The 25,616-nt window shown below is 71.5% G+C and carries 26 protein-coding genes; 10 read left to right on the top strand and 16 right to left on the bottom strand.

Features of this window, described 5'->3' with window-relative positions; translation table 11 throughout:
• Positions 1–94: 94 nt before the first annotated feature.
• The 3 genes from AB0I42_RS11055 to AB0I42_RS11045 are packed head-to-tail and all read right to left on the bottom strand — an operon-like array spanning position 95 to position 1,793.
• On the bottom strand, positions 95–736 hold the full coding sequence (locus AB0I42_RS11055) for an isoprenylcysteine carboxylmethyltransferase family protein (RefSeq protein WP_357536440.1): 642 nt from the start codon (positions 734–736) through the stop codon (positions 95–97).
• The gene (locus tag AB0I42_RS11050; protein ID WP_357536438.1) at positions 736–1,449 is read right to left on the bottom strand and encodes a cation transporter; all 714 of its coding nucleotides are present in this window, start codon (positions 1,447–1,449) and stop codon (positions 736–738) included. Before AB0I42_RS11050 ends, AB0I42_RS11055 begins: the two co-directional genes overlap by 1 nt.
• On the bottom strand, positions 1,449–1,793 hold the full coding sequence (locus AB0I42_RS11045; RefSeq protein WP_357536253.1) for a metalloregulator ArsR/SmtB family transcription factor: 345 nt from the start codon (positions 1,791–1,793) through the stop codon (positions 1,449–1,451). The genes AB0I42_RS11050 and AB0I42_RS11045 overlap by 1 nt, the downstream gene beginning before the upstream one ends.
• Before the next feature lie 185 nt (positions 1,794–1,978).
• Between AB0I42_RS11045 and AB0I42_RS11040 the strand changes: the two genes are divergently transcribed.
• Together AB0I42_RS11040 and AB0I42_RS11035 are read left to right on the top strand one after the other, a co-directional pair.
• Positions 1,979–2,791 carry a thioredoxin domain-containing protein gene (locus tag AB0I42_RS11040; protein ID WP_357536251.1) on the top strand — a complete coding sequence of 271 codons (813 nt, stop codon included), beginning with the start codon at positions 1,979–1,981 and terminating at the stop codon, positions 2,789–2,791.
• 50 nt (positions 2,792–2,841) lie between these two features.
• On the top strand, positions 2,842–3,423 hold the full coding sequence (locus tag AB0I42_RS11035) for a vitamin K epoxide reductase family protein (RefSeq protein WP_357536436.1): 582 nt from the start codon (positions 2,842–2,844) through the stop codon (positions 3,421–3,423).
• A 17-nt stretch (positions 3,424–3,440) separates the two neighbouring features.
• On the opposite strand, the gene AB0I42_RS11030 is transcribed toward AB0I42_RS11035, so the two are convergent.
• Positions 3,441–4,421 (bottom strand): DJ-1/PfpI family protein, encoded by a 981-nt coding sequence (locus AB0I42_RS11030; RefSeq protein ID WP_357536249.1) that lies wholly within the window; start codon positions 4,419–4,421, stop codon positions 3,441–3,443.
• Positions 4,422–4,688: 267 nt separating this feature from the next.
• On the opposite strand from AB0I42_RS11030, the gene AB0I42_RS11025 reads away from it, so the two are divergent.
• Positions 4,689–5,462 (top strand): DJ-1/PfpI family protein, encoded by a 774-nt coding sequence (locus tag AB0I42_RS11025; RefSeq protein WP_357536248.1) that lies wholly within the window; start codon positions 4,689–4,691, stop codon positions 5,460–5,462.
• 148 nt (positions 5,463–5,610) lie between these two features.
• Positions 5,611–6,048 carry a hypothetical protein gene (locus AB0I42_RS11020; RefSeq protein ID WP_357536246.1) on the top strand — a complete coding sequence of 146 codons (438 nt, stop codon included), beginning with the start codon at positions 5,611–5,613 and terminating at the stop codon, positions 6,046–6,048.
• Position 6,049: 1 nt separating this feature from the next.
• On the opposite strand, the gene AB0I42_RS11015 is transcribed toward AB0I42_RS11020, so the two are convergent.
• The 3 genes from AB0I42_RS11015 to AB0I42_RS11005 all read right to left on the bottom strand — a co-directional run bounded on the left by AB0I42_RS11015 (position 6,050) and on the right by AB0I42_RS11005 (position 9,124).
• Positions 6,050–6,946, bottom strand: coding sequence for a helix-turn-helix transcriptional regulator (locus AB0I42_RS11015; RefSeq protein WP_357536245.1), 897 nt, complete (start codon positions 6,944–6,946; stop codon positions 6,050–6,052).
• Between the two features lie 239 nt (positions 6,947–7,185).
• Positions 7,186–7,899, bottom strand: a complete 714-nt coding sequence (locus tag AB0I42_RS11010) for a hypothetical protein (RefSeq protein ID WP_357536244.1) — start codon at positions 7,897–7,899, stop codon at positions 7,186–7,188.
• Positions 7,900–8,650: 751 nt separating this feature from the next.
• On the bottom strand, positions 8,651–9,124 hold the full coding sequence (locus tag AB0I42_RS11005) for a hypothetical protein (RefSeq protein WP_357536242.1): 474 nt from the start codon (positions 9,122–9,124) through the stop codon (positions 8,651–8,653).
• Between the two features lie 438 nt (positions 9,125–9,562).
• On the opposite strand from AB0I42_RS11005, the gene AB0I42_RS11000 reads away from it, so the two are divergent.
• Entirely contained in the window at positions 9,563–11,398 is a 1,836-nt protein-coding gene (locus AB0I42_RS11000) for a long-chain fatty acid--CoA ligase (RefSeq protein ID WP_357536241.1), read from the top strand.
• 174 nt (positions 11,399–11,572) lie between these two features.
• On the opposite strand, the gene AB0I42_RS10995 is transcribed toward AB0I42_RS11000, so the two are convergent.
• Positions 11,573–11,968, bottom strand: coding sequence for a VOC family protein (locus tag AB0I42_RS10995; RefSeq protein WP_357536239.1), 396 nt, complete (start codon positions 11,966–11,968; stop codon positions 11,573–11,575).
• A complete protein-coding gene (locus AB0I42_RS10990) occupies positions 11,965–12,765 on the bottom strand; it encodes an AraC family transcriptional regulator (RefSeq protein ID WP_357536238.1) in 801 nt (266 codons plus the stop codon). Before AB0I42_RS10990 ends, AB0I42_RS10995 begins: the two co-directional genes overlap by 4 nt.
• Before the next feature lie 228 nt (positions 12,766–12,993).
• Here AB0I42_RS10990 and AB0I42_RS10985 point away from each other — a divergent pair, with 228 nt between their 5' ends.
• Positions 12,994–13,407, top strand: a complete 414-nt coding sequence (locus AB0I42_RS10985) for a hypothetical protein (protein ID WP_357536236.1) — start codon at positions 12,994–12,996, stop codon at positions 13,405–13,407.
• Positions 13,408–13,595: 188 nt separating this feature from the next.
• Complete coding sequence (locus AB0I42_RS10980; RefSeq protein ID WP_357536234.1) at positions 13,596–14,648, top strand: helix-turn-helix domain-containing protein; 1,053 nt, start codon at positions 13,596–13,598, stop codon at positions 14,646–14,648.
• 380 nt (positions 14,649–15,028) lie between these two features.
• Here AB0I42_RS10980 and AB0I42_RS10975 read toward each other — a convergent pair whose 3' ends face one another.
• From AB0I42_RS10975 to nhaA, 7 genes are all read right to left on the bottom strand, one after another.
• The gene (locus AB0I42_RS10975) at positions 15,029–18,040 is read right to left on the bottom strand and encodes a BTAD domain-containing putative transcriptional regulator (protein WP_357536233.1); all 3,012 of its coding nucleotides are present in this window, start codon (positions 18,038–18,040) and stop codon (positions 15,029–15,031) included.
• Positions 18,041–18,162: 122 nt separating this feature from the next.
• Positions 18,163–18,621: a S26 family signal peptidase gene (locus AB0I42_RS10970; RefSeq protein WP_357536232.1), complete on the bottom strand. Its 459-nt coding sequence runs from the start codon at positions 18,619–18,621 to the stop codon at positions 18,163–18,165.
• Entirely contained in the window at positions 18,560–20,437 is a 1,878-nt protein-coding gene (locus AB0I42_RS10965) for an ABC transporter ATP-binding protein (RefSeq protein ID WP_357536231.1), read from the bottom strand. Before AB0I42_RS10965 ends, AB0I42_RS10970 begins: the two co-directional genes overlap by 62 nt.
• On the bottom strand, positions 20,434–20,973 hold the full coding sequence (locus AB0I42_RS10960) for a hypothetical protein (RefSeq protein ID WP_357536230.1): 540 nt from the start codon (positions 20,971–20,973) through the stop codon (positions 20,434–20,436). Before AB0I42_RS10960 ends, AB0I42_RS10965 begins: the two co-directional genes overlap by 4 nt.
• Positions 20,970–21,494 carry a MauE/DoxX family redox-associated membrane protein gene (locus AB0I42_RS10955; protein ID WP_357536228.1) on the bottom strand — a complete coding sequence of 175 codons (525 nt, stop codon included), beginning with the start codon at positions 21,492–21,494 and terminating at the stop codon, positions 20,970–20,972. The genes AB0I42_RS10960 and AB0I42_RS10955 overlap by 4 nt, the downstream gene beginning before the upstream one ends.
• A gap of 69 nt (positions 21,495–21,563) precedes the next feature.
• Positions 21,564–21,776, bottom strand: a complete 213-nt coding sequence (locus AB0I42_RS10950; protein WP_357536226.1) for a hypothetical protein — start codon at positions 21,774–21,776, stop codon at positions 21,564–21,566.
• A gap of 317 nt (positions 21,777–22,093) precedes the next feature.
• Complete coding sequence (gene nhaA, locus AB0I42_RS10945) at positions 22,094–23,413, bottom strand: Na+/H+ antiporter NhaA (protein WP_357536224.1); 1,320 nt, start codon at positions 23,411–23,413, stop codon at positions 22,094–22,096.
• 143 nt (positions 23,414–23,556) lie between these two features.
• On the opposite strand from nhaA, the gene AB0I42_RS10940 reads away from it, so the two are divergent.
• From AB0I42_RS10940 to AB0I42_RS10930, 3 genes are read left to right on the top strand one after another with little or no spacing between them, the layout of a single operon-like run.
• A complete protein-coding gene (locus AB0I42_RS10940; protein WP_357536223.1) occupies positions 23,557–24,126 on the top strand; it encodes a TetR family transcriptional regulator in 570 nt (189 codons plus the stop codon).
• Positions 24,119–24,844 carry an ABC transporter ATP-binding protein gene (locus AB0I42_RS10935; protein WP_357536221.1) on the top strand — a complete coding sequence of 242 codons (726 nt, stop codon included), beginning with the start codon at positions 24,119–24,121 and terminating at the stop codon, positions 24,842–24,844. The genes AB0I42_RS10940 and AB0I42_RS10935 overlap by 8 nt, the downstream gene beginning before the upstream one ends.
• On the top strand, positions 24,841–25,605 hold the full coding sequence (locus AB0I42_RS10930; RefSeq protein ID WP_357536219.1) for an ABC transporter permease: 765 nt from the start codon (positions 24,841–24,843) through the stop codon (positions 25,603–25,605). The genes AB0I42_RS10935 and AB0I42_RS10930 overlap by 4 nt, the downstream gene beginning before the upstream one ends.
• Positions 25,606–25,616 lie beyond the last annotated feature (11 nt).

Raw genomic sequence — 25,616 nt, 5'->3', positions numbered from 1 at the left:
TCGCGAGGGATGGGCGATCCCACCCGCACATCCCTCGCGACAAACCCACGTGCCACCCGGCTGGTCTCCCACCGCGGCGGGTACGGGGGGCGTTCTACCTGCCCGCGCCCCGGGCATCGCGGCGGCTCGACGTCGCGGGCAACCGCCCGACGCCCGGCCAGAACCGGCCGACCACGGCGGCGTACCGCCGGTAGTCCGTGCCGTGGCTGCGCAGCAGGTACGGCTCCTCCACCGCACGTACCTGCATCTGAATCGATGTGATCAGCACCGCGGTCGCGGCGAGGCTGACCGGGTTGGGCACCATCGCGGCCAGGCCGGCGCTGGTGGCGGCCATCGCCGTGAAGATCGGATTGCGGGCCAGCGCGAACGCGCCGGTGGTGACCAGCGCGGTGCGCTCGTGCGGGTCGACGCCGACCCGCCAGGAGGCACCCATCTGTAGTTGCGCGGCCAGCGTCGCGGCGACCCCGGCGACGGCCACGACCAGTCCGGCGGCTTGCAGCCAGCCGATGTCGAGGATGCCGACCACGGGCAGGCCGGCGAGCCCGGCGGCCGGGCCGGCCGCACCGAGCAGCAGCGCGGCGACGAACAGCAGCTTCGCCCACCAGGCTGTCGACCCGACGGGGCCGGCGTCGAGGCGCAGTCCGGTGTCGCCGGTGGCCCGCCACTGTGCCAGGCTGCGCCAGCCGAACGCCAGTACCAGCCCCAGCAGGTAGAGGACCAGCGCCAGACTGGCGATCACCGCGCGTCCCCGGAGCCGCAGCAGCCGTCCGCGCAGGTGCTCACCGGACCGGCCGGGGCGAGGCCGGCCGCCGGGGTGCAGCAGGTGTCGCCGCGCCAGGCCTCGCGGCCTTCCTTGACGGCGACGGCGGCGATGACCAGCGCGGCGAGCGGGTCGGCCCAGGACCAGCCGAACAGGCTGTTGAGCCCGAGTCCGACGAGCAGGACGGCGGACAGGTAGGTGCACAGCAGGGTCTGCTTGGAGTCGGCGACCGCCGACCGGGACCCCAGCTCACGGCCGGCGCGGCGCTGCGCGTACGACAGGAAGGGCATGATCAGCAGCGACAGGGCGGCCAGGATCAGGCCGATGCTGGAGTGCTCGGCTTCGGCGCCGCCGATCAGGGCGCGCACCGACTCCACCGTGACGTAGGCGGCCAGCGCGAAGAAGGAGACGGCGATGACGCGTAGCGCCACCTTCTCCCGGGCCTCGGGGTCACGGCCGGCGAACTGCCACGCCACGGCCGCGGCGGACGACACCTCGATGACCGAGTCCAGGCCGAACCCGATCAGCGCGGTGGACGAGGCGATCGTTCCGGCGGTGATCGCCACGACCGCCTCGACGACGTTGTAGGCGATGGTGGCGGCGACGAGCAGCCGTACCCGCCTGGCGAGCACCGCCCGCCGCGCGGGCGCCGGCCGGACCGGCGCCGGCTGGACCAGGGGCAGGTGCATCAGCAGCAGCCGTTCTCGTCGCTGTCCGGGCACGCGGCCGGGTCCACCGCGAGCACCAGCCCGAGCAGGTCACCGAGGGCGTGCGCCAGCCTCGGGTCGGCCAGTTCGTAACGGGTACGCCGGCCCTGCGGCACCGCCACGACCAGCCCGCACCCCCGCAGGCAGGCGAGGTGGTTGGACAGGTTCTGCCGGGTGGTGCCCAGCAACTCGGCCAGCTCCGCCGGATATCCGGGCCCGTCGCGCAGCGCCAGCAGCAGCCGCGCCCGCGTCGGATCCGACAGGGCATGACCGAAGCGGGCCAGCACCTGGCCGTACGTCAACGTCTCCACACCAGCACAGTACATCGCTCGCTGTACTATCGGGAAGGGTCGCCCGGCCGGGCTTCGCAGGTAACTCTCAGCCGCGACCCAGCCGCTCAGTAAAGCGGCGACTGTACCCTCACCGGTGTTCCGGATGGCCGCGGGTGGCGGCACCGGACCGGTCCGGGACGCGGCCCGAGCGGAGAGATTCCGCCGACAAAGGAGTGCTCATGGCGACGAACAACGCCAAGGCTCGCAAGCGCACCGCCAAACCAGCGACCGGTGCCGGCCGCACCCAGCCCGCACGGCCGACACCGACGGGCACCGGCGCGGCCCGGACGGCGGCCCGAAAGACGGCGACGGCAACCAAGGCGACCCGCAAGATCCGCAAGACGGGCATGAGCACAAACCTCAAGGTGACCCTGGGCGTGCTGGCCGTCGCGCTCGCCGTGGTGGTCGGCATCGTCGTGGTCAACCGGAGCATCGACATCGCCCCGGTGGCCGCCTCGGAGGCGCTGGTGCGCGCCGACAGCCACCGGTTGTCCACCGCGGCGGACGGCAAGACGACCGTGGTGGAGTTCCTCGACTTCGAGTGCGAGTCCTGCCTGGCCGCCTATCCCGGTGTCGAACAGCTGCGCGCCGAGTACGGCGACCGCATCACCTACGTGGTCCGCTACTTTCCGATCGCCAGCCACCCGAACGCCTACAACGCGGCGCACGCCGCCGAAGCGGCTGCCCGGCAGGGCGCGTTCGAGCAGATGTACAAGAAGCTGTTCGACACCCAGACCATCTGGGGCCACAACCAACAGTCCCAAGCCCCCGTCTTCGAGGGGTACGCGCAGGAAATGGGACTGGACATGGCCCGGTTCAGGGCCGACGTAGCCAGCGCCGAGGTTGTTGCCCGGGTCAAGGCCGACGCCGCCGACGGCCAGGCACTCGGCGTGCGGGGCACCCCGACGTTCTTCATCAACGGCCAGAGGTTCGACGGCCGCCCCGACTACAACGGGCTCAAGACGGCCATCGACAGGTCACTGAACTCGTGACGCGCCCCCTTGCCGGCGACGCCGGCACCCACCACGACGCCGACACCGGCATGGCCCTGACCGACCGGATCATCGGCTGGACACTCACCATCGGCGGGCTCGTCGGCGCCCTCGCCGCGTTCGTGCTCACCGTCGAGAAGATCGCCCTACTCCAAGACCCCGCCTACACACCCACCTGCTCCATCAACCCCATCCTGTCCTGCGGGTCCATCATGACCACCGGCCAGGCCGAGGTGTTCGGCTTCCCGAACCCGCTCATCGGCCTGGCCACCTTCCCCGTCGTCGCCGCCACCGGCGCCGCGATGCTCGCCGGCACCCGACTGCCCCGCTGGTGGTGGCTCGCACTCCAGGCCGGCACCCTGTTCGGCGTCGGGTTCGTGCACTGGCTCTTCTTCCAGAGCCTCTACCGCATCGGCGCCCTCTGCCCCTACTGCATGGTCGTCTGGGTCGCCATGATCGTCCTGTTCACCTACACCACCCTGCACAACCTCGACCGCGGCCACCTACCCGCACCCCGCCGGCTCACCGACACCCTCCTACGCGTACACAGCGCCATCCCCACCACCTGGCTACTGATCCTCGCCGCGCTGATCGGCGTGCGGTTCTGGGACTACTGGCGCACCCTTCTCTGACCCCGTACGCACACACATCAACCCCAACCAGCGGTCCTCGGCACCTCATGGACACCGAACCGGCGGCGGTAGGTGGCCGGGGTGACACCGGCAACCCTCAGGAAGGCGCGGCGCATGGTCTCTGCCGAGCCGAAGCCGCAGGTACGGGCGATGGACGTGAGGCCACCGCGCCCGGCGTCGAGCATGGTCTGAGCGGTGTGCACCCGGACCCGTTCCACATACCGGGCAGGGGTGGTGCCGGTCTCACGGCGGAACAGGCGGGTCAGGTGACGCTCGCTGACCGCGGCGCGGGCCGCCATGGCGGCGAGGCTGTGTTCACCCGACGGCTGCGCCGCGACCGCGTCGAGTACCCGGCGCAGGACCGGGTCTCGCGTCGCTGGCCGGACACCGGCCATGTCGAACTGCGCCTGACCACCGGGCCGCCGGAGGAAGACGACCAAATACTTGGCCACCGTCCGTGCCCGGTCGGCGCCGAGGTCCTCGGCCACGAGGGCGAGCGCGAGGTCGATGCCCGCGGTCACCCCGGCCGAGGTCAGCACCGGGCCGTCCCGTACACAGATGGCGTCGGGTCGCACCGCGACGCGGGGAAAACGCGCGGCCAGTTCGTCGCAGGCCGCCCAGTGGGTGGTGGCCCGACGTCCCTCCAACAGGCCGGCTTCGGCCAGCACCAACGCGCCCGTGCAGACCGACGCCACCCGCCGCGCCCGGCGGCCGATGCGCCGTACCAGCTCGACAAGGGTGGTGGGCGGGCGGCTACCGGCCGCTGTCGGATAGCCGGCGACCAGCAGCGTGTCGACCGGACCGTGGACCTCCGGCAGCGCGACGTCGACGTCCATCCGAACCCCGACATCGGTACGCACCGACCGGCCGTCCGGTGACGCGAGCCGGATCCGGTAGCCGCCGGCGCCGTTGAGGACCTGAAGCGGTCCCGCCACATCCATGACAACGGCGCCGTCGTACACGACGAGGACGACCTCACGTCGATTGTCTACCGCCATACCCTACTGGTCCGTTGAGGTGCCCGGTCCGGTTCCCGCGGCGGTGTCCGGTCGACGTCCGGCGGAACGACACACAGCCGATGCGGACCCGATTCCCTCGGATCCGGACCGGCCCCACCGGTCCGGGAACCAGGACGGCGATGCGGCTGACCACCGAGGTATGCACATCCGAAGAACCGCTCCGACCTGCCGGATGGCACTCCCCCGGCAGCCACGGCAGACCGGAAACCAATGAGCGATCTGATCCCGAGCAACAGGAGGCACTCCATGTTCACTGTGGACGTCAACCGGCGGACGGTGCTGCGGGCCGCGGCCGCCGGTGGGGTCGGTGCGGGCCTGGCCGCCACCGGCGTCGCCGCTCCGGCCGGCGCTGACCGGCGCACCGGTACGGGCGGGCCGGCCCGCCGACCGCGCATCGCGATCCTGCTCTTCGACGGGGTCACGCCGATCGACGCGATCGGCCCGTACGAGGTGCTGTGCCGGGTACCGGGCGCGTCGGTGCTCACCGTCGGCAAGCGGACCGGCCCGGTGCGCTCGGACAACGGGGTACTCACCCTCGGCGTCGACCACACCCTGCGTGAGGTGCGCTGGGCCGACGTGCTGCTGGTGCCAGGGGGGAACGTTCGCGGCGTCCAGGCGGATCCCGCGATGATCGAGTGGATCCAACAGCTGCACCGGCGAACCACGTGGACCGTCTCGGTATGCACCGGGGCCCTCGTTCTGGGCACGGCCGGCCTACTGCGCGGGCTGCGGGCCACGACGTACTGGGGGGTCCAGGCGCAGCTTGCCCAGTTCGGCGCGACCTATGTGCCGCACCGCTTCGTCGAGACCGGTCGGATCATCACCGCCGCCGGCATGTCCGCGGGAATCGACATGGCCCTGCATCTCGCCGCGAAGCTCGCCGATGACCAGATCGCCCAGGCGCTGCAACTGACCGTCGAGTACGACCCGCAGCCGCCCTTCGACACGGGCAGCCCCGACAAGGCCGGCCCGGAACTCCAGCGCCTGGCGCTGGAACTACTCAATCCCGGCGGTCGTTGAGAGCGCAGTCCTCGTCATGTGGTGGGCCACCCGGTCGGCTCCCGTATTACCTCGGCGGTAATCGACACATCCCGAATCGCACAGCATCGTGAGTGGTGCAAGGGGGGCTGAAAGGCAACCGGACATCACTCCGAAGGAGGTCGCCGTCGTGTCGACGACCGGACTGCGCGTACAACCGAGGACAGAAACGAACTCCGTTGTGTGGCTGCGTCGATTTCTCGCGCTGGATGCCGCTGTCACGGGCGCGAACGGGCTCGTCTACCTCGTGGCCTCCGGGCCGGTGGGGCGGCTGCTCGGCGTTGAAGGGAACCTGCTGTTGGGCGTCGGAGTCTTCCTGACGCTGTACGGCGCCGGGGTGGCCTATCTGGCCGGCCGACCTCGGCCGGCGGTGCCGGCGGTCCAGGCGGTGATCGCGACCAATGCGCTCTGGGTGATTCTCAGCGTTGTCGCGCTGACCGTGTGGTTCGGTGACCTCCGTGTCGTGGGCTCGATCTGGATCCCGATGCAGGCGGTCGTGGTCGGCGGATTCGCGCTCCTGCAGTACCAGACACTGCGCCGGGTACGCGCCGGAGCCAGTCGCCGCTGACTCACGCTCCGCGGGAAGGGGCGGAATCGACGACGTCAGCGGTCGATCTGGATGCGGGGAACTCAGCCGCGTCGACGAGCCGCCGGAGAGCGTTGGCCGTCTCCGGGTCGGTGGGGAGGAATGCCTCCACCGCCAACTCGGAGACGGTCACGTCCATGGGGGTGTTGAACGTCGTGGCCGTCGAGATGAACGAGAGCACCTGGCCGTCGACCTCGACCTGGAGCGGCAGCGCGAAAGCGTGGCCCTCGTGGGAGTGGCCGCCGCTGCCGCCATCCACATCGGTGCCGTGACCGTCCGGGGCCGGATAGCGGATCAGTTCCGCGTGAAGTTCGCGCAGCTCATCCGAGCCGCGCAGCGCGATCTGACGTTCGATCCGCTCGAGGAGATGCGTCCGCCACTCGTGGAGATTGCGGATGCGGGAAGCGAGCCCCTGCGGATGCAGAACGAGCCGCATCGCGTTCAGCGGCGGGGCCAGTATGTGCGACGGCAAACCGTGCAGCAGGGCCCGCACACCGCGGTTGGCGGCCACCACATCGTAGGTGCCGTCCATCACCAGGGCAGGGTTCGGTTCATACGCGGCCAGCAGGCTGTCGAGACCGGAGCGCAGGGCCTTCATCGCCGGGGCCGCCAGCGGGGTCTCGGGATAGACCGGCGCATAGCCGGCGGCGACCAGCAGCGCGTTTCGCTCCCGTATCGGAACCTCGAGACCTTCTGCGAGACGCAGGACCATGGTCTGACTGGGTTTGGCGCGTCCGGTCTCGATGAAGCTGATGTGGCGCGCCGAGGTTTCGACGCTCAGCGCCAGCTCGAGCTGGGTGACCCGGCGCCGTCCACGCCAGCCCTTGAGCAGGGCTCCTACGGTCGGGCCGTGGTCGGCCCTCGCGGCGACAGTCGTCACGGCTCCGACGATAATTCATCGAAGCTCTGCCCGGCTCTCCTCCCCGGCTGTGCCCGCGGGGCCGGGTTGACGATCCGTGTCGCGACCAGCAGCGTCCGGCACCACCGGTCCGGCGCGGTCACGCCGGACCGGTGGCCGGATCACCCAAGGGCGACCGTCGCACGGACCGCCGGGCGAGCGCACCGGCGCGCGGGACCGTTGCCCTCGACGGAGCCCTGTCCGTGCTGTCCCCGGCCGGGTCAGCCGCAGCGACGGAAGGCGTCCGTGGTGCCGGCGGTGGTGACCACGCCGGAGCCCTGGTCGAGGACGACGACGATGGCCGGCTGCGTCTGTCCGGAGCGGCAGCGGATGTCGGCGACGTACTGCCAGCCGGAGATCGCGCCGGCGCTGTTCGCGGTCAGCGACCCGAGCGAGTACGGGCCGACCGTGTTGATCCGCACCGCGTAGAAGCGCACCGGCCGGTTGGGGGACAGCCCGCTGCCGGTGGCGTACAGGTAGCCGCCGAGTTGGTGGTTCGTGGTGCTGACGGAGACTCCGCCGCGTGGCGTCGCACCCGGGTCGGCCAGCCGCCAGGGCGCGTTGGCGTTGTCGGTGTACGCCCGGTCGCGGCTGGACGGGAACACGCAGACAAGGTCCGAGGGGCGCGTCTCGCGCCACACGAAACCCGACTTGCAGAAGCCGTTGGGCTCTCGGCGCGACGGCCCCAGGGCGTTCTCGGTCTGGGTCTCGGACCGCGTCTGCGTGGCCACGCAGACCTGGTCACCCGGCACCGCCTCCCGCCAGACGTAGCCGGTCGCGCAGGTGTACGGCCCCCAGGGCAGGTCCGCCGCCTGTGCCGGTGGGGCAACGGTCAGCAGGCCGGCCAGCAGCACCACCGCCGCGAGCGTCTGGGCGAGCCAACGCTGCCTGGTGCCGCGACCGGCGTCCGTCGCCATCTTTCCGATGCCGTGCATCTGCCCTCCTCTGTGGTCGGTCCGTCGGCCCGGGACGGGTGGGTCTCTTCTGCCGACAGGGACATTCGACCGCGGTCCCCGACTTCGGGAGGGTGCTCCGGTTGGTTCCCGACACTGTCGGGAATTGATGGGAGCGCATCATTGCCTTCTTCACCGGGAAGATTCAGGAGCCGTTGACGCCACCGCCGCGGCCGCGACGCGCGCGAGCGCCGCGTCGACGAGAGCGATCACGGCGATGATGGTCTGGCGGATGTCCGGAGCGAACGTTCAGATCAGCAGCTCCCACGCCAGCAGCGCACCGGGGATGAGCCCGGACAGGGCGAACAGGGCGACCACCATGCAGCCGGAATTCGGATTGGAGACAGATCCGGTGTCCACGTTACGCCGCAAATTCGAGTTGGGAACGCGGACATCTCGTTTTCCGGCGTGATAGTCCGCTCCCGCCTCCCGGCCCCAGCAGTACATGCATTCGCCTGAGTAGTCCTTGCTCCTGCCGCACTTCGGACATTGACTCACATTTACCTCCCCGGTCCGTCCACTGTAACAGTCCCATCGCTTGCCATGAGTACGAGCGCTGCGGCGACGACCGGCTGGCCGGCGGCCACGAAGTAGTGCGCGACGCGGTCGATCACGGCGGCGACGCGGCCGGTGTTCGGTTGCGACCGCTGGACTTCCGCGTGCTGAAGTCCTCCCGATGGCGGACGCACTGTCAACGTCCGCCCCGGGAGGGCTTGTCAGCGGAGGTGGTGGTTCAGGTGATGACGGAGCCGGGGGAGGCGAACGTTCCGAAGATCGTTGGATAGCCGTCGTTCCACGTCACCGTGGCCTCCACCACACTCTGAACGTGCCCGGAGACTCCGTTGAAGGGCACCCGGTGGCTGCAGGTCCCGGACGGGCCGAATGCCGGCGGACAGGTCTTGACCGGGGCGAGGATATTACCGTGCTGGGCAATGCCGATCCTCATGTAGATGGCGCGGGTTTCGGTCGCCAACTCGCCGTCGTCGGTCCACCGGCAAGCAACGGACCAGGTGACGTTGAGGAAGCCGTCGTACACGGTCACGTCATTGCCATAGTTGACGTGGCAGACGATCGGTGCGCCGGGTCCCTGCACAACGATGTCGGCCGACTTGGCAGAAGGACCGCTGAACGCGGCACGTGGGCCGGGCGCTTGCGCGCCGGCCGGCGTGACGCCGAGGGTGAGGCCCATCAGCGAGGCGGTGAACACTACGACGAGCAGACGGAGAGATCGTGCGTGTCGCGGTTTCATGAGGCTCCTTGTAGATCGTGAGTCAGTCGTAGCCGCGGTGCGTGGGACCGACATCCGTCGACATTTCGCGATGGCGCAGGAACGCGTACGAACCTCCTTCCGGCGGTTGCTGTCCCTGTGGCACCACGTGGTCGGGTGCCCTGGTCGGTACGACGGGGCCGATACCGATCACGCAGCCGACAGTTGCGACTACGGAAGGGCTACCGGTGATGGTGCGGGCACCGACTGGATTCCGACTGGACGCCGAGTGGACACCAGGAGCCGACCGGCTAGCACGCGCCCCCGCGCCACGGATCGGTTCCGCCGATTCGGCCGTCGAGGCCCACGTACGCCGCCAGGATGGGCGGGATGGCAGTTGCCGCGATCGGCGCTGCGGTATGGGTAGCGGAGGTGGATGTGCGGGGCGGTGCTGTCGCATCGGCGGATGTCGGGACGGTACTGCGGGGCCTGGCGGAGCAGGTGTGGATCAACGCCGCGGAGGCTCCGCAGGCAGTGCAGTTCGTACGGCCGGCCCCCATGTCGCGGGCGTGGCCGGCGCGGCGGCAGGTACGGGAAGCCGGCGACCTGTCGGTGACGTGCGGGCAGTTCCGTGACGACGTCCTGGCCATCGCTCGCGGATTCCTCGCCGCGGGGGTGCGGCACGGTGACCGGGTCGCACTGCTGAGCCGCACCCGATACGAGTGGACCCTGGTCGACTACGCCCTGTGGGCGATCGGGGCGGTGACCGTGCCGATCTACGACACCGCCAGTTCTGATCAGGTGGCGTGGATCCTTTCGGACTCCGCGGCTGTGGGCTGCGTCGTGGAGACACCCGCGCACGCCGAGATGGTCGCGGGGCTGCGGCTGGACCTACCGGCCCTGCATGAGGTGTGGCAGATCGAATCGGGTGACCTGATCGCCCTGGCCGGCCTGGGTCGTACGGTCGATGACGCGCAGGTCGACGACCGTCGCGCGCGGGTGGCCGGCGGTGACGTGGCCACGATCGTGTACACCAGCGGCACGACCGGCCGTCCCAAGGGTTGCGTGCTGACCCACCGCAACATCCACTGCGACGTGACCAGCGCCGTCGCGGTGCTGCCGGAACTGCTGCACCCGCGGGCGTCGACGGTGCTGTTCCTGCCGCTCGCGCATGCGTTCGCCCGGCTGATCCAGGTAGGGATCGTGCAGACCCGGGCCACGATGGTGCACATCGGCGACATGTCGGAGGTGCTGGACCAGCTACCCAGGTACCGGCCCACCTTCATCCTGGCGGTGCCGCGGGTCTTCGAGAAGCTGCACGCCCAGGCCCGCCAGAAGGCCGACGACGACCGCCGCGGACGCCTGTTCGCCGCCGCCGACCGGGTGGCGGTGCGCTACAGCCGCGCCCTCGACGAGCCGGGCGGGCCAGGCGTGCTGCTCCGGCTCGCCCGCAGCGGGTACGACCTGCTGGCGTACCGGAAACTGCGGGCGGCGCTGGGTGGGCGATGCCGCACGGCGATCGTCGGCGGGGCGCCCCTCGGCGAGCGGCTGGGACACTTCTTCCGCGGCGCCGGCATCGTGGTGCTGGAGGGGTACGGCCTCACCGAGACCTCGCCGACCCTGACGGCGAACCTTCCCTCGGCGCAGCGGATCGGCACGGTCGGCCGCCCCCTGCCCGGGGTGGACATCCGCATCGCCGACGACGGCGAGATCCTCGCCCACGGCGACGTCGTCTTTCCGGGCTACTGGAACAACCCGGACGCCACCCGGGCGACCTTCACCGCGGACGGCTGGCTGCGCACCGGTGATCTCGGCAATATCGACAACGACGGCTTCCTACGGCTCACCGGCCGGAAGAAGGAGATCATCGTCACCGCGGGCGGCACGAACATCGCACCCGCGCCGATCGAGGACGCCGTCCGCGCCCATCCGCTGATCAGCCAGTGCATGCTCGTCGGGACCGGCCGCCCCCACGTGGCCGCACTGGTCACCATCGACCCGCACGCATGGCTACGCTGGCGCTCCGCACACGGCCGGCCCGACGCCTCCGTCGCCACGATGCGCGACGATCCGCAGTTGCGCGGCGAAGTGCAGTCCGCCGTCGACCAGGCCAACGGAACACTGTCAAAGACGGAGCAGGTCAAGACCTTCCGGATCCTGCCCCACGATTTCACCGAGGCCGACGGGGAGATCACCCCCACCCTGAAGATCAAACGCGAGGTGATCGAAGCGCACCACGGCTCCGACATCGACGCCCTGTACCACAGCCACTGACCTCGAATACCGCATGTGCTGTCGCGAGCTCTGACCGGCCCGACCCTCTGCATCGTCCCCGACCCTCTGCACCGTCGTCCCGCCACCAACCCGGCGACGACGTCCTGGCGACCGCCACCGGTCAGGGACTCACAGGCGGCGGGCCGTCGTCGAGTTCGGGGCTGGAACAGGCCCTCAGGAAGGCTGGTAACTCCCGAACGACCAGTGGTTGCCCTCCGGGTCCGCCACGCTCCCACCGCGACCGCCGTAATCCTGGTCGACCATCTCGCGGAGCACCGTCGCCCCGGCGTCGACGGCACGCCTGAAGACGGCGTCGGGGTCATCGGTGACCAGGTACGCCGCGGAGCCGCCCACGTTGGTGACCGCCCCGTCGGCGCGCTGGCTGCCGAACATGACGCCCCCGCCGCCACCGGGCCACACCCACTCGGCGTGCACGACAACCGAAGGGTCGGCCTCGTCGCGGTAGGTCGCGTGCTCGACGAACCCGATCGCACCCAGCCAGGCGATCATCGCGTCGGCGTCGCGGAAGGACATGGTGTGCCAGAGCTTGATCTCTGCTGCGCTACTCATGCCCCCGACTCTCCCCCACCGTCGGCATGCAGGTCTTGAAGGAATGGGAACTCCTCGCGCAACCACGTCGTCGGCGGGCACCCCGCGAGCCGCACCCACTCGCGCGTCAGGTGGGCCTGGTCGGCGTACCCGCACCGCTGCGCGACCTCGGCCAGTGGCACCCGGCCCAGCACGGCACGGGTCCGCTCGAAGCGGCCCAGGCGGCGTACCTCCTGCGGCGTCATCCCGCACTCGCGGCGGACCAGCGTGCCAAGGTGACGGCGGCTGTAGCCGACGTCGTCGGCGACGTCCTGGACGGTCGCGCCCCGGGTCAGCCGCGCGAGCGCACGACCGACCTCGGCTCGCGGTTCGTCGTGGTCGGTCAGCCGCTCCAGCAGTACGTCGGCGACGAGCGCCGCCCGAGCCTCGGGCGCGCAGTCCGCGAGCTGCTCCGGAAGGTGCCGCAGGGACGGGACGACGACGTCGAGCTCGACCAGCGATCCGGCCAGCTCGGCCGCCGGCATCCCGAGCAGTGCCCGCGCCCCGGCCGTGGTCAGCCCAAGCTGCACCCCGACCTGCTTCCCGTCATGGTGGATCTCGGCCGGATGGGCGTGCAGCCCCGACAGCGTCGTCCACCGGCGCCCGCGACTCGCGTCATCACCGCGCCAGCCGACATCGAGCGGCTCCCCCACCGGCAACACGAACGTCAGCGTCGTACCCGGCAGCCCGCGGTGCACCCCGGGCGCGCCCAGGTCGACGTCGTACGCCGACAACGAGGCGACGTACGGCGCCAGCGCCGGAGGGATCGCCACACCCACCGCCCCACCGTAACCGGTGGCTGACCCAGCAGGCCTCGGATCGTCCCGGCGTACGTGTTCGGGACTGTTCGGGACCGTCCCGAACAGGGCAGACCATTGCGCGGGAAAATCCGCCCCACCACTCTTGAGTCATCCGGCCAATCAAGCGGGATGCCACCGATGAATCGACGCCGCCTGAATCTCGTCGACATCTGATGCGTGGCCGAACTGCTATCAGGAGGATTCGAAGTGAAGCAACGAATCGGAGCCGTCGTCCTTGCCACAATCATGCTGCTGACCGTGGGCGCGACCGCCGCCTACGCAAACCCCGCCAAGGCCGGTTCGACCGCCGCCCTCATGTTCGAGGTCGTGGTCGAAACCACCAACGACTCGGCGGAAGCATTCCTGAGCGTTTACAACGCTTGGGAACTTTCGGTCTGTGACAACGCGAAGGATGGCATGCGCGCACGGGCCGAGCTTCGGAATCTCACCACGGGCCGTGTCATCGCCACCGCGGAAGACGCCAACGGCTCATTCAACACCTGCGACGAAGGTAACCACGCCTACCCCACTCCCGAGCTGAACGACACCGTTCGGGTGACCGTATGGGTCCAGGACGGTGCGAGTGGCAGTCGCCGGTACAGCGCCTCCCAGATCTACTAGGTTCCGCGGAAGAGCGGAATCACGGTGCCCGGCCAGACGGTCGGGCACCGGCACGTGGCCCATCGCGTTTGGGATTGGGCCCACGCCCGCGTGGACGGCAGCCGCCCTCGCCTGGGGTGATCCCCTCGTGGGCTTCGCGGACGTGTGGCGGTCCGAAGCGGTCTCCCGCCAGGGCACGACCCTTGTCGATGCCTTCGGTCAGCCGCTGGGCGGGTGAAATTGGATGGGCCCGCCCGGGTTCGCCATTATGGTTGGTCGATGGACGTTGTCAGCACTGCCGACGTCTCGCCGGGCGACCGGTTCGCCTTCTGGCGCGAGGTCAGCGCGAAGCTCTGGGTACCCCGTACGACCTGACCCGGGAACGGCAGGCGGAAGCCGGATTCGAGGCGCGGGTCGGCATCAGCGGGTTCGGCCCGGTGCAGGCGACCTTGATGACGACGATGGCGCACTCGGTGCGCCGCACACCCCGGCTGATCCGGCAGGCCGACCCGGAAGTGTTCAAAGTGAGCTGCATGATCAGTGGCAGCGGCACGCTGACGCAGGACGGTAGACGCGCGGAGTTCGGCGCCGGCGATCTCGTGCTCTACGACACCTCGCGTCCGTACCTGGCCGAACTCCGGCCGGACGATTCGGCGAGCCGGATGCTGCTCCTGCGGTTCCCACGGGCCCTGCTGCCGTTTCCTCCCCAGCAAGTGCGTGAACTGAGCGCCGTCCGCATTTCCGGCGCCCACGGCATCGGCGCCTTGTCGTCGCGTTTCCTCCTGCAGCTCGCCGCCCAGATGGACGAACTGACCCCGGCCGAGACCGCGCGGCTGGCCGCCCTGACGCTCGACGTGCTGATCACGGCACTGGCCGACGCGCTGGACGCCCAGAAGGTCATCCCCGCGGACACCCGCCGACGGGCGCTGACCGCCCGCATCCACGCCTTCATCCGCGACCATCTCGGCAACCCGGACCTGACCCCGAACGTGATCGCCGCGGCGCACCACATCTCCGTGCGCTACCTCCACAAGCTGTTCCAGCAGGAGGAGCACACCGTCGCCGGCTGGATCCGCGAACAGCGCCTCGAACGGTGCCGAAACGACCTCGCCGAACCCCGGCTCGCCGCCCGCACGGTCAACGTGATCGCCGCCCGGTGGGGATTCACCAGCGCCGCGCATTTCAGCCAGGCGTTCCGCGCCCGTTACCGCCAATCGCCCACCGAGTTTCGCCAGCAGCTGCCGACCGTGCACGGAAACTAGACACCTGTGGACCCAGCCACAACGACAGACGTGGATGCGACGGGCAGTCTCGTCTCAGGAGAGTCGGCTTATCCGGCCTCGTGCGGCATCTGAGCCCAGCCGCGCACCGGCATCAGATCCAAGCCGTCCGGGACCGGCGCATCCCGCCCCGACCCGAGCCACGGGCCGCGGTGGTCGGTGCCGCAGGGGGCGATCCATGTCAAGGGCTCCAGCCGACCGCCGGACAACCGGCCAGGTCTCCCTCGGCGGACCGTAGCCGGACATCGGGAGGATTCCGTGGCGGGAACGCCCGGTGGCGCCACCATCGACTCCACGGGTGGGGTTGCCAGCGCGCTTCGCGGTGCGAGCGCCGGCGGTCGCACCGACAGAGACGCCGTGGATCAGGCGCCCAGGGCACCGGCCTGGCGGGCGATCTCGGCGAAGCCGTACTCCTGGGCCAGGTACAGCGCCTGCTCGGCGCGGTCCCGGCCGGACCGTTCACCGTCGCACGCCGCCTCGGCCTCGGCCAGGGACAGCAGGGCGTGCGCGGTGACGTACGCGTTGGCGCCGTCGGCCGCGAGCCGCACCGCCTCCGCCGCGTCGGCTCGGGCGCCTGCCGGGTCGGTTCCGACCAGGATGGCGGCCCGCCCCGCGAGCGCGACCGACTTGATGTCCGCGTCGGGCAGGTGCCCGGCGAGCGCGACGGCCTGTCGGGCATGCTCGGCGGCGGCATCGGTGTCGCCGCGGTCGCGGTGCACCAGGGCGATCTCGTTGAGGACCAGAACCTCCTGGGCCTCGTCGCCGAGATCGCGGCAGATCGTCAGAGCCCGCTGGAGCTGGTCGGCGGCGATGTCCAGGTTGCCGAGGTGGCGGTGTGCCTGGGCGCAACCGGCGAGGTGAACGCCGTCGTGTGGACCGCCGCCGAGCTCGGCGTACAGATCGAGGCTGCGTTGCAGGTGGCCGGCGGCGGCGGCGAACGTGCCCAGCCGCAGCTCGAGCAGGCCGAGGTTGCCGAGGTTGTTGGCCTGGTTGCCGACGCGGCCGAGCTGCAGGTTGAGGTCGTAGGCTTGCCGGTAGTGCTCGGCCGCCTCGACGAGGTGTCCGAGTTCGCTGAGCGCGATGCCCAGGTTGCCGACAGCACTTGCCTCGCCCGCCGTCCACCCGCCGGTTTGGCTGATCTTGGCGGCTTCGCGCAGGTGACCGACGGCTTCGGCGTACTTACCGAAGTTGATGTCCGCCATGCCCAGCCCGAAGGAGCCGGCGGCGACCGCGTGCTGCGCGCCCACGGCGATGGCGGCGTCACGGGCGGCGATCTCGGTGGCGCGCCACTGCACGGTGGACCGGCGGAGCCAGAAGTAGGGCCGCAGCGCCTGGGCCAACCGCCAGGCCGCATCGGGCAGGCCGTCCGCGGCGGCGGCCGCGGTCGCGGACACGAGTACGGCGCGCTCGGCGTCGAACCATTCCAGCGCCGTGGTGCGGTCCGGGAATCTGTCGGGCTGCGGCGGCTCGCCGCCGGGCAGGCGCAGCGCGGTCGGGAACGCCACCGCCGACGCCGCGTCGGCGCCACTGCGGTAGTGGTCGTAGAACCGGCGGATCGCGGCCGCCGTGTCGGGTTCGTGTAGGCGGCACTGTTCGTCGGCGTACTCGCGCAACAGGTCGTGCAGGGCGTACCGCCCGGCTCCGACGCGTTCGACGAGGTGGGCGGCGGCGAGCTGATCGAGCAGCTCAGCGGCGTGCCAGGTGGTGGTGTCGCTGACGGCGGCCGCGGCGTCGGCCGCGATGTCGGGGGCCGGTACCGCGCCGCAGAGCCGGAACAGGCGGGCCGCGGCGGCGGAGAGCCGATCGCTGGAGCGGTCGAACGCGGCCCGGACGGCGGCGAGTTCGTCGACGGGGACCTGCAGGACGTCGAGACGGGCGGCGCGGCGTAGTTCGGCGACATAGTCGGCGAGGGTGCGACCTGCCTGGTCGCGCAGGTGCGCGCCCGCGATCCGCAGCGCCAGCGGCAGGTACGCGCACGCCGCCGCGAGTTCGGCCGCGGCGGCCTCGTCGGCGCTGACCGGGCCGTCGCCCAGCATCCGGCGCAGCAGTCCGACCGCGTCGGCGGAGTCCAGCCTGGACAGTGGCACGCGCCGCGCCCCGTCGATGGCGACCAGCGCGGTGAGGTTGTCCCGGCTGGTGACGACGACCATCGTGCCCGGCTGGGCGGGGAGCAGGGGCCGGACCTGTTCGGCGGTGGCGGCGTTGTCGGCGACGACGAGGATGCGCCGGCCGGCGAGGGCCGCAAGGTAGGCGTTCCCGGCGGCGTCCTCGTCGGTCGGGATCTCCTCGGGTGCGACCCCGAGTGCCTGGAGCAGGACCGCGAGCGCGGCGAGCGGCGCAAGCTCCGCGCCCGGGCCGTGCCCACGCAGATTGACGTAGACCTGGCCGTCGGGGAACAGGGTGCGCCGGCGGTGTCCCCAGTGCAGGGCGAGGGCGGTCTTGCCGACGCCGGCCGTACCGGTGACGGCGGCGACGACGGGCTCGTGCGCGACCTCACCGGCCAGGACGTCCAGCGCCGCGACGTCAGCGGCGCGGCCGGTGAAGTCGGGCACCGCACGGGGCAGCCGGCACACGGCGGCGTCGGCGGCCGGGGCGGGCGGTGGCGGTGCCGGGGCGGCGAGCGACCGGTCCTCGCGCAGGATCAGGTCCCGGGTACGCAGCAGGTCGGGGCCGGGGTCGACGCCGAGTTCGTCGGCGAGCCGCGTCCGGATCTGGTCGAAGGCGGCGAGCGCGTCGGCCTGGCGGCCGCAGCGGTAGAGGGCGATCATGAGCTGGCTGTGCAGCCGCTCCCGCCACGGATTCTCGGCGAGGACGGTGGACAGGGTGAACAGCGCGGCCCGGTACTCGCCGAGGGCGAGCCGGGCGTCGATCAGCTGCTCGGTCGCGTCGACACGGGCCTGGTCGAGTCGCTGCGCGGCGGCGGTCATCCGGGGCGTGGTCAGGCCGTCCAGGGCGGGACCGCGGAAAAGTGCGAGCGCCGTCTCCAGTGCGCGTACGCCGCCGCCGAGGTCGCCGGCGCCGATGCTGTCGGTGCCCGACCGCAGGTACCGGTCGAACTCGTCGGTGTCGAGGTCGATGCCGTCGAGCCGGATGAGGTAGCTGCTACCGGTGGATTCGATGATCTGGCGACCGAGGGCCGCGTGCAGCGTGTGGCGCAGCGTGGAGATCCGGTTCTGGGCCTGTGTGCGGGCCTTCGCGGGCGGGTCGTCGCCCCAGGCGGCCTCGACCAACCGGTCGACCTGGACGTACCGGTCGGCCTCCAGCAGCAGGGCGGCGAGCACCGCCTGGGAAACCCGTCCACTGATTGGCACCGGGGTGTCTTCGCACCGCAGGTCGACGGGTCCCAGCAGCCGGAACATCGCTGCCCTGGGCATGTGCCCCCCATCCGCGTGACCACGCGTGGACGCCAAGCAGCGGCGCCCGTACGGCCATGAGCGTGACGAGTATGGCACAGTTCGTGGTCGCCCGGACACAGTGAAGATCACCACTATGGTCGCTACGGCGCCGGGGCGACCTCCCCATCGGCCGTGCGCAGGCGGCGGACGACGACGCCGAGGAGCCGGTCACCGCGGACCGGCCCGACGTGGCGGGAGTCGTAGCTCACCGCCACGTTGTCGCCGGCCACCGCGAGACAACCGGCCGGCACCGGCCGGTTCGCGCCGTCGATGCCGGCGGTGACGTCGCCCGGAAGGCCGACGACCCGCTTCACCGACCACCGGTCGGCCCCGTCGGGCGCGGCCGGTGCGTCGGGCGCGGCGGCCTGCGGCGGCAGTTCGAGCACGACCACGACGCCGTGACGCAGACCGCCGACCCGGGTACGCCGCACGAGCAGCGAATCGCCGTGGCGCAGCGTGGGAAGCATGCTCGGACCGGTGACCGTGACGACGACGAACCTACGGCGCAGCCACCAGATCGCCAGCAGGGCCGTCGAGATCAGCACCAGCGTGACCGGCATCCCCATCCTCCTTGGTCGCTTCCCGGTAGCCTCGTGCCTGGAGGGTGAACAGCCGGGCGTAGACGCCCCCGCCGCGCATCAGTTCGGCATGCGACCCGCGTTCGACGACGGTGCCCGCGGCGAGCACGACGATCTCGTCCGCCTCCCGGATGGCGCTGAGCCGGTGCGAGATCAGCAGACTGGTACGCCCACGCCGGTGCTCGCGAAGTCGGGAGTGGATCTCGTACTCGGCGTCGGCGTCCAGGCCGGAACTGGGTTCGTCGAGCACCAGCAGGTCCGGGTCCTGCCGCAGCAGCGTACGGGCGAGCGCGACCCGCTGCCACTGGCCCCCGGAGAGCACGACACCGCCGTCCGGGTCACCCGGGTCGTTGTCGTTGACATAGGTACGCGACAGCAGCGTGTCGTAGCCGCGGGGCAGCCCCGCGAGCGTCGCGTCGATCCCGGCGAGCCGCGCGGCGTCGGCCACCCGCTCGGGGTCGGCACCGGTCAGGTCGCCGAGGGCGATGTTGTGTGCGGCGGTGAGGTCGTAGCGCATGAAGTCCTGGAACAACACACCGACCCGGGCCCGCAGGTCGTCCACGTCCATCTCACGGACGTCGACCCCGTCCCACAGGATCGCCCCGCGTACCGGGTCACGTAACCGGCACAGCAGTTTCACCAGCGTCGTCTTGCCGGAACCGTTGATTCCGACGAGGGCGCAAGCCCGGTTGGCCGGCAGTGTCAGGCTGACACCGCGCAGCACCCACGGCTGCTCGTCGCCGTAGCGGAACCACACGTCGCGGACCTCGATGCCCTCGCGCAGCCGCGGCACCGCCCTGGGCAGCGCCGGCACCGGTAGGCCGGGCGGTTCGGCGACGACCGACCGGTAGTGTCCCAGCAGCATCACCGCCTCGTGCCCGCCCGCGATCGCCTCGACCGCGGACGTCAACGCCGCCTGCGTACCGGCGACGGCGGCGACGAGCAGCAGGACGTCGCCCGCGGACATTGCGTTCCGGCCGGCCGCGACCACCGCCCACACGAGTACGCCGCCGGAGATGACGGCGGCGAGCCCCGCCAGACCCACCTGGACCCGCAGTTGTGTGAGATCGACCGCACGCTGTCGGGCGATGGCGGCCCGCTGCTGGTCCTGCATCAGCCGGCGCAGGTGCTCGCCCGCGCCGAACAGCCGGATCTCCTGCGCGGCCTGGATCGTGGTGAGCAGGCCGGCGAAGAAGCCCTGGCGTCGTTGGATCGGCGTGATCAGCGCGAGCATCGCCACCCGGCCCCGGCTCAGCGCGAGCTGCGCCAGCAGGGCGGGCACCGCCGCGACGAGGACGACCGCGGCCACCGCGACGTTGACGGTCGCGAGCGAGACCACCAGGGACGAGGCGGTGACCACGGAACGGGCGATCACAAAGACGCTCTGCACGATCTGACCGGGAGCGAAGTCGCCGGCCTGCCGGGCGAGTTCCAGGCGGTTGAGAAAGGCCGGCGACTCGAACACGGCGGTACCGCGCTGGGCGTTGACGGCGCCGAAGAGTTCCCCGTGGGCGACCACGGTGATCCGCCGGTACAGCTCCTGCATCGCATAGGTGGACCACAGGGGCACGACGGCGGTCGCGAGACCGACGGCGGCAAGCGCGGCGACGATCCCGACGACGGCGGTGCCACCGGTGAGCCCGTCCACCATCGCGCGGGTGAGCAGCGCCGCGGCCGCCGGGATCGCACCCGACAGCAGCGTGACCACCGCGTACCCCGCCAGCAGGGCGGGCCCGCCGTGCGCGGCCAGGCGCAGTGCCGCCCAGACGCAGGCCGCTGTTGTCCGCAGGGTGGTCATCGCACCGGCCCGGGAATCGCGGAGAGGACGGCCGGCAGGTCACGGATGTCGTTGCCCACCGCCGTGACCACGCCGCCGGCGACGGCGACGAGCGCCGGGTACTCGCGTACGCCGAGGGCCCGCTGCACGGAGCCGATGACGACCGGTTCGACGACGACGGGTGCGTGACGACCGAGCGCGCCCGTCATCGGCTCCGCCGCCGACGGGTCGGCGGCGACCACGACGAGGGCGGCGGGCCGTCCGGGTTCGGCGAGCGCCGTCGCGAGCCCGGCGACGGCCTCCTCGCAGGCGCCGCAGCCCGGGCTGAGGACCGCGACCAGGCCACCCGCGGCGAGGTCCGCCCCGGACGCCGTCGTCCCGTCCACGGTCGGGACCGAGAAGTCGGCGACCGGGTCGCCGGCCCGCAACCCCAACGGGGTGTGCTCGACCACCCGGCCCAGGATGCGCGCGTGTGCGCGCATCCTGCGCACCACGGCGAGCGTGAGCAGCAGGTTCGTCAGGCAGAAGGCGGCCAGGGCGGCCTCCACGGTGGTCATCGGAATCGGCTCCTTCGCGGTGTGGCCGGAGCGAGCAGGTCGTGCAGATCGTCGAGGCGGAGCAGCAGCGCCGCGGCGAACGCTGCGGCGGCCCAGGCCACCAGCGACGGCCGGGCGCCGGCCGCGCCCGCCCAGCCGACGGCCGCGCACGCCAGCAGGACCAGGTTGCGTCCCAACTGGGCCACGCCGATCGGGCCGCCGCCGCTGCCGAAGCAACTGCACGACAACGGGACCCGCCGCCGCAGCGCCACGGCCAGCCCGGCGGTCAGCACCACGAGGAGCAGCCCGGCGGCGGCCAGGCCGAACCGTACGGTCGCGGGGTGAGCGAGGCAGGCGGCGGTGACGGCCTCGGCCGCGATCAACACCACGGCCGCGGGAGCCGCCCGGGCCGCCGGCAGCAGCCGCGCCGCCCGCAGCAGTGTCACCAGTTCCCGGAACCCGGCCGGGCGTGCCTTGGCGGCCGCGGCGACGGCGAAGACGATCGCGAGCATCGGCCCGACGATCGACGCCAGTGCTGACATGGACCCGTCCTCGTCTTGTCGGCTGGATGAGGGCCGGCCCGCCCCATGGTCGGGCCGGCCCCGCGGTCATCAGGCCTGGATGCAGCCGCTGACCTGGGTCCAGGGGCCACGCGTGACACTGCAACTGGCCTGGATCGTGACGGTGCGCCGCCACCTGGTCTGGCCGCCGGGGCAGGCGCGGTACTCGTACTCGTAGTAGGAGTAGACCTCACAGGCCGCCGCGGCCGTGGTCGTGGGCAGCACGAGGCGCAGAGCCCGGTCGACGGCATGGATGATGCGCATGTCGATCCCCTTCCGGTTCGGTCCGGCGGGTGCCGGACCGTGATGACGACACGCTAGGCAGCCCCGTCCCAGATCCGTCACAGATCCATCACAGGCGACGACGCTCTGCCGCATCCTGGCCGAGGCGTACGCGGCGGTTCAGCCGAGGACCGAGGATGACCACCCGGAATCCTCCGACGGGCAGGCAGCACGACGCTGGTCGCCGGCCGCGACGACGGCCCGGCCGCAGGTGATGCCGGCGGCATCGGCCAGCGGCGACCGTTCCCAGCCGGCGAACGAACGGTGATCTTGTTCAACGATGCGCTGCGACCAGAGCCTCACGACTGTTCCGGTCGTTGCTGGTAGATGTCGGGGATGCCGTCGTGGTTGGCGTCGATGGTCTCGGCCTCGTGGATGCGTCGGTAGGCGCGGTTGCGGATGCGTAGGACGACGGTGGCCAGCAGGGCGGCGCCGAGGCTGCCGGTCAGTACGGCGATCTTGACGTTGTCGTCCTGGGGAGTGCCGGCGCCGAACGCGAGTTCGCCGATGAGCAGGGAGACGGTGAAGCCGATGCCTGCCAGCATCGACAGGCCGACGACGTCGGTCCAGGTCAGGCCGGAGTCGAGGGAGGCGCGGGTGTAGCGGGAGACCAGCCAGGTGGCCAGGGTGATGCCGATGGTCTTGCCGGCGATGAGGCCGACCACGATGCCGACGGCGACCGGGTTGGTCAGTGACGAGGTCAGGCCGGTGATGCCGCCGATGGTGACGCCGGCCGCCATGAGGGCGAAGACGGGTACGGCGAATCCGGCCGAGATCGGCCGGAAGCGGTGCTCGAACGCTTCGGCGAGGCACTTGTCGGTGGCCGGTTGCCCGTCGGGTCCGGGGCGGGCGACGGGTACGGCGAAGGCGAGCAGGACGCCGGCGACGGTGGCGTGTACGCCGGACTCGTGGACGAGGGTCCAGGTGATGGCGGCCAGTGGGAGCAGCAACCACCAGGACCGGACCCGGCGTTGGACCAGGAGCGTGAACAGTGCGAGCGGCAGCAGCGCTCCGAGCAGCGGCAGGATGGCGAGGTTGGCGGTGTAGAAGACCGCGATGATGACGATCGCGATCAGGTCGTCGACGACGGCGAGGGTCAGCAGGAAGGTCCGTAGCGCGATCGGCAGGTGCCGGCCGATGACCGCGAGCACGGCCAGCGCGAAGGCGATGTCGGTGGCGGTGGGGATCGCCCAGCCCTTGAGGGCATCGCCGCCGGTGCCCAGGTTGATCAGCACGAACAGCAGCGCGGGTACGACGACGCCCCCGACCGCGGCCATGATCGGGACTGCGGCGCGCAGCGGATCGCGCAGGTCGCCGGCGACGAACTCGCGTTTGAGCTCCAGCCCAGCGACGAAGAAGAAGATCGCCAGTAGGCCGTCGGCGGCCCAGGTGGCCAGCGACAGGTCCAGGTGGATCGCGGCCGGCCCGATCGTGTACGAGCGCACCGACTCGTATGCGCCGGACCAGGGTGAGTTGGCCCAGACGAGGGCGACGACCGCGCCGGCGAGCAGTAGCGCGCCGCCGACGGTCTCCTGGCGCAGGATGTCGGCGATACGGCTGGCCTCGGGCCACGATCCGCGGCTGAACAGGCGGAACCCGCGCGGGGAGGGGCGTGTCATGGATGCTCCGGGAGTCGACGTGATCATGCATCGCCGACCAGGCTTCCCGGCACACCGGAGATCACTCTAGCCGGCGGGGCTCGCGCCGGCATGTCGAGGCCCCCTGGACCAGCAGAATGTTAGTGACTAACATTCTTGCCATGATGTCGGAGCCACCAGGAAAGCGGGCACGCACCCGCGACCGTCTGGTCGCCAACGCGTTGGACCTGTTCGAGGCGCAGGGGTTCGACGAGACGACGGTTGCCCAGATCGCCGCGCGGGCGCGGGTGTCGGAGATGACGTTCTTCCGCCACTTCACCAGCAAGGAGATGGTGGTCCTCGACGACCCGTACGACCCGGTGATCGCCGAGGCGGTCGCCGCCCAGCCGGCCACCCTGCCGCCGCTGCTCCAGGTGACCCGCGGCCTGCGGACCGCGTTCACGGGGCTGGACGAACCGGCGGACCTGACGACCCGGCGCCGGATCCGGGTTGTGGCGGCCAGCCCGGTGCTGCGGGCCGGCATGGTCCGCACCAACGCGGCGACCGAGGCCGCCATCGCCGACGCGCTGATCGCCGACGGTGTCGCGCCGCTGCCGGCCCGGGTCGCCGCGGCCAGTGTGCTCGCGGCCCTGACCTGCGCGCTGCTGGAGTGGGCGACGACCCAGGACGGCACCACTCTCGCCGACGCCGTCACCACCGCGCTGGACACCGTCGAGGCGGGCCGGCATGGCTGAACGGCTCGCGGTGCACGGCCTGGTCCGGGACTTCGGGGCCGGCGCAGGCGTCTTCGGCATCGACCTGACCGTGCACCCCGGCGAGATCCACGCCCTGGTCGGTCTCAACGGTGCCGGCAAGACGACCCTGATGCGGCTGGTCCTCGGCATGCTGCGTCCCACCGCCGGCACCTGCCGGATCAACGGCCGGCACCTGGCCGACCTCACCGCCGCCGACTGGGGCCGGGTCGGGCACCTGGTCGAGCACCCGCTCGCCTACCCCGAACTCGACGTACGGACCAACCTGGTGCTGGCCGCCCGGCTGCGCCGCGTCCCGGCGGCCGAGGCAACCGGACTGGCCGAGCGGGCCCTCGCCGAACTCGACCTCGGCCGCTACGCCCGGATCACAGCCCGCCGGCTGTCGCAGGGCAACCGGCAACGACTCGGCCTGGCCGCCGTGATCCAGCACCACCCCGACCTGATCGTGGTCGACGAACCCACCAACGCCCTCGACCCGGCCGGAGTGATCGTGCTCCGCGACGCGTTGTCCCGGCGGGCCGAGGCGGGCGCCGGCATCCTGGTCTCCAGCCACCACCTCGACGAGGTCGCCCGGATCGCGCACCGGATCTCGGTCGTCAACCGCGGCCGGATCATCGGCACCCTCGACCCCGACGCCACCGACCTCGAACGGGCGTTCTTCACCCTGGTCTACGACGACGAACGGGAACACCCCCGATGACCCCCGCCCTGACCGCCGCCCTGCACGTCGAACTGCGCAAACTGGTGGCGTCTCGGGTGATGCGGGCGACCACCGTCCTGATCGTCGCCGGCATCGCCGTCCTGTCGACGGCCCTCACCGCGGCGGCGGCCGCCGGCAACGAACAGGTCATCGCCCAGCTCGGCCCGCACGCCGCCGCCGGCGGCTGGGACCTGTTGACCGGGGTGGTCGCCCAGATCACCGCCGCCGGTGGCCTGCTCGGCTTCGGGGTCGCCCTGAGCTGGCTGGTCGGCCGCGAGTTCGCCGACGGTACGATCACCGGCCTGTTCGCGTTGCCCGTGTCCCGGCGGGTCCTCGTCGTGTCCAAGCTGCTGTCCCACCTGCTGTGGGCCGTCCTGGTCGCCGTCGTCCTGACCGTCGTGGTCGCGGTCGCCGGAACGCTTCTCGGGCTCGGTGGCTGGAACAGTGATGTCGTCGCCGCCTTGGGCCGGCAGTTCGTGCTGACCGTCCTTTCGGCGCTCGTCGCGGCCCCGGCCGGCTGGGCAGCGACCCTCGGCAGGGGGCCGCTGCCCGGTATCGCGACCACGATCTGCCTGATCGTCGTCGCCCAGGTCGCCGTCGTCGCCGGTGCCGGGGCGTGGCTACCGGTCGCCGCGCCCGCGCTGTGGGCGTTGCAGCCCGGCACCGTCGCCCCGGCGCAACTCGCGCTGGTCGCCGTCGTACCGGTCGGCTTCGCCGCGCTGACCGTCGCCGCCTGGAGCCGGTTGCAGCTCGACCGCTGACGGGTTTCCTG

Source organism: Polymorphospora sp. NPDC050346 (genome assembly GCF_040655695.1).
Taxonomy (GTDB): domain Bacteria; phylum Actinomycetota; class Actinomycetes; order Mycobacteriales; family Micromonosporaceae; genus Polymorphospora; species Polymorphospora lycopeni.
The sequence above is the reverse complement of the archived record's forward strand: the minus strand, read 5'-3'. Positions and strand labels throughout refer to the sequence as shown.

Excerpts from the sequence above, each read along its gene's own strand:
- AB0I42_RS11035 (WP_357536436.1), top strand. The coding sequence starts at position 2,842 with ATGGCCCTGACCGACCGGATCATCGGCTGGACACTCACCATCGGCGGG.
- AB0I42_RS10955 (WP_357536228.1), bottom strand. The coding sequence starts at position 21,494 with ATGTCAGCACTGGCGTCGATCGTCGGGCCGATGCTCGCGATCGTCTTC.
- AB0I42_RS11050 (WP_357536438.1), bottom strand. The coding sequence starts at position 1,449 with ATGCACCTGCCCCTGGTCCAGCCGGCGCCGGTCCGGCCGGCGCCCGCG.
- AB0I42_RS10970 (WP_357536232.1), bottom strand. The coding sequence starts at position 18,621 with ATGCCGGTCACGCTGGTGCTGATCTCGACGGCCCTGCTGGCGATCTGG.
- AB0I42_RS11030 (WP_357536249.1), bottom strand. The coding sequence starts at position 4,421 with ATGGCGGTAGACAATCGACGTGAGGTCGTCCTCGTCGTGTACGACGGC.
- AB0I42_RS10960 (WP_357536230.1), bottom strand. The coding sequence starts at position 20,973 with ATGACCACCGTGGAGGCCGCCCTGGCCGCCTTCTGCCTGACGAACCTG.
- AB0I42_RS10950 (WP_357536226.1), bottom strand. The coding sequence starts at position 21,776 with ATGCGCATCATCCATGCCGTCGACCGGGCTCTGCGCCTCGTGCTGCCC.
- nhaA (WP_357536224.1), bottom strand. The coding sequence starts at position 23,413 with ATGACACGCCCCTCCCCGCGCGGGTTCCGCCTGTTCAGCCGCGGATCG.
- AB0I42_RS10975 (WP_357536233.1), bottom strand. The coding sequence starts at position 18,040 with ATGCCCAGGGCAGCGATGTTCCGGCTGCTGGGACCCGTCGACCTGCGG.
- AB0I42_RS10980 (WP_357536234.1), top strand. The coding sequence starts at position 13,596 with ATGCCTTCGGTCAGCCGCTGGGCGGGTGAAATTGGATGGGCCCGCCCG.
- AB0I42_RS11045 (WP_357536253.1), bottom strand. The coding sequence starts at position 1,793 with ATGTACTGTGCTGGTGTGGAGACGTTGACGTACGGCCAGGTGCTGGCC.
- AB0I42_RS11040 (WP_357536251.1), top strand. The coding sequence starts at position 1,979 with ATGGCGACGAACAACGCCAAGGCTCGCAAGCGCACCGCCAAACCAGCG.
- AB0I42_RS10940 (WP_357536223.1), top strand. The coding sequence starts at position 23,557 with ATGTCGGAGCCACCAGGAAAGCGGGCACGCACCCGCGACCGTCTGGTC.
- AB0I42_RS10995 (WP_357536239.1), bottom strand. The coding sequence starts at position 11,968 with ATGAGTAGCGCAGCAGAGATCAAGCTCTGGCACACCATGTCCTTCCGC.
- AB0I42_RS11025 (WP_357536248.1), top strand. The coding sequence starts at position 4,689 with ATGTTCACTGTGGACGTCAACCGGCGGACGGTGCTGCGGGCCGCGGCC.
- AB0I42_RS11010 (WP_357536244.1), bottom strand. The coding sequence starts at position 7,899 with ATGCACGGCATCGGAAAGATGGCGACGGACGCCGGTCGCGGCACCAGG.
- AB0I42_RS10930 (WP_357536219.1), top strand. The coding sequence starts at position 24,841 with ATGACCCCCGCCCTGACCGCCGCCCTGCACGTCGAACTGCGCAAACTG.
- AB0I42_RS10935 (WP_357536221.1), top strand. The coding sequence starts at position 24,119 with ATGGCTGAACGGCTCGCGGTGCACGGCCTGGTCCGGGACTTCGGGGCC.
- AB0I42_RS10965 (WP_357536231.1), bottom strand. The coding sequence starts at position 20,437 with ATGACCACCCTGCGGACAACAGCGGCCTGCGTCTGGGCGGCACTGCGC.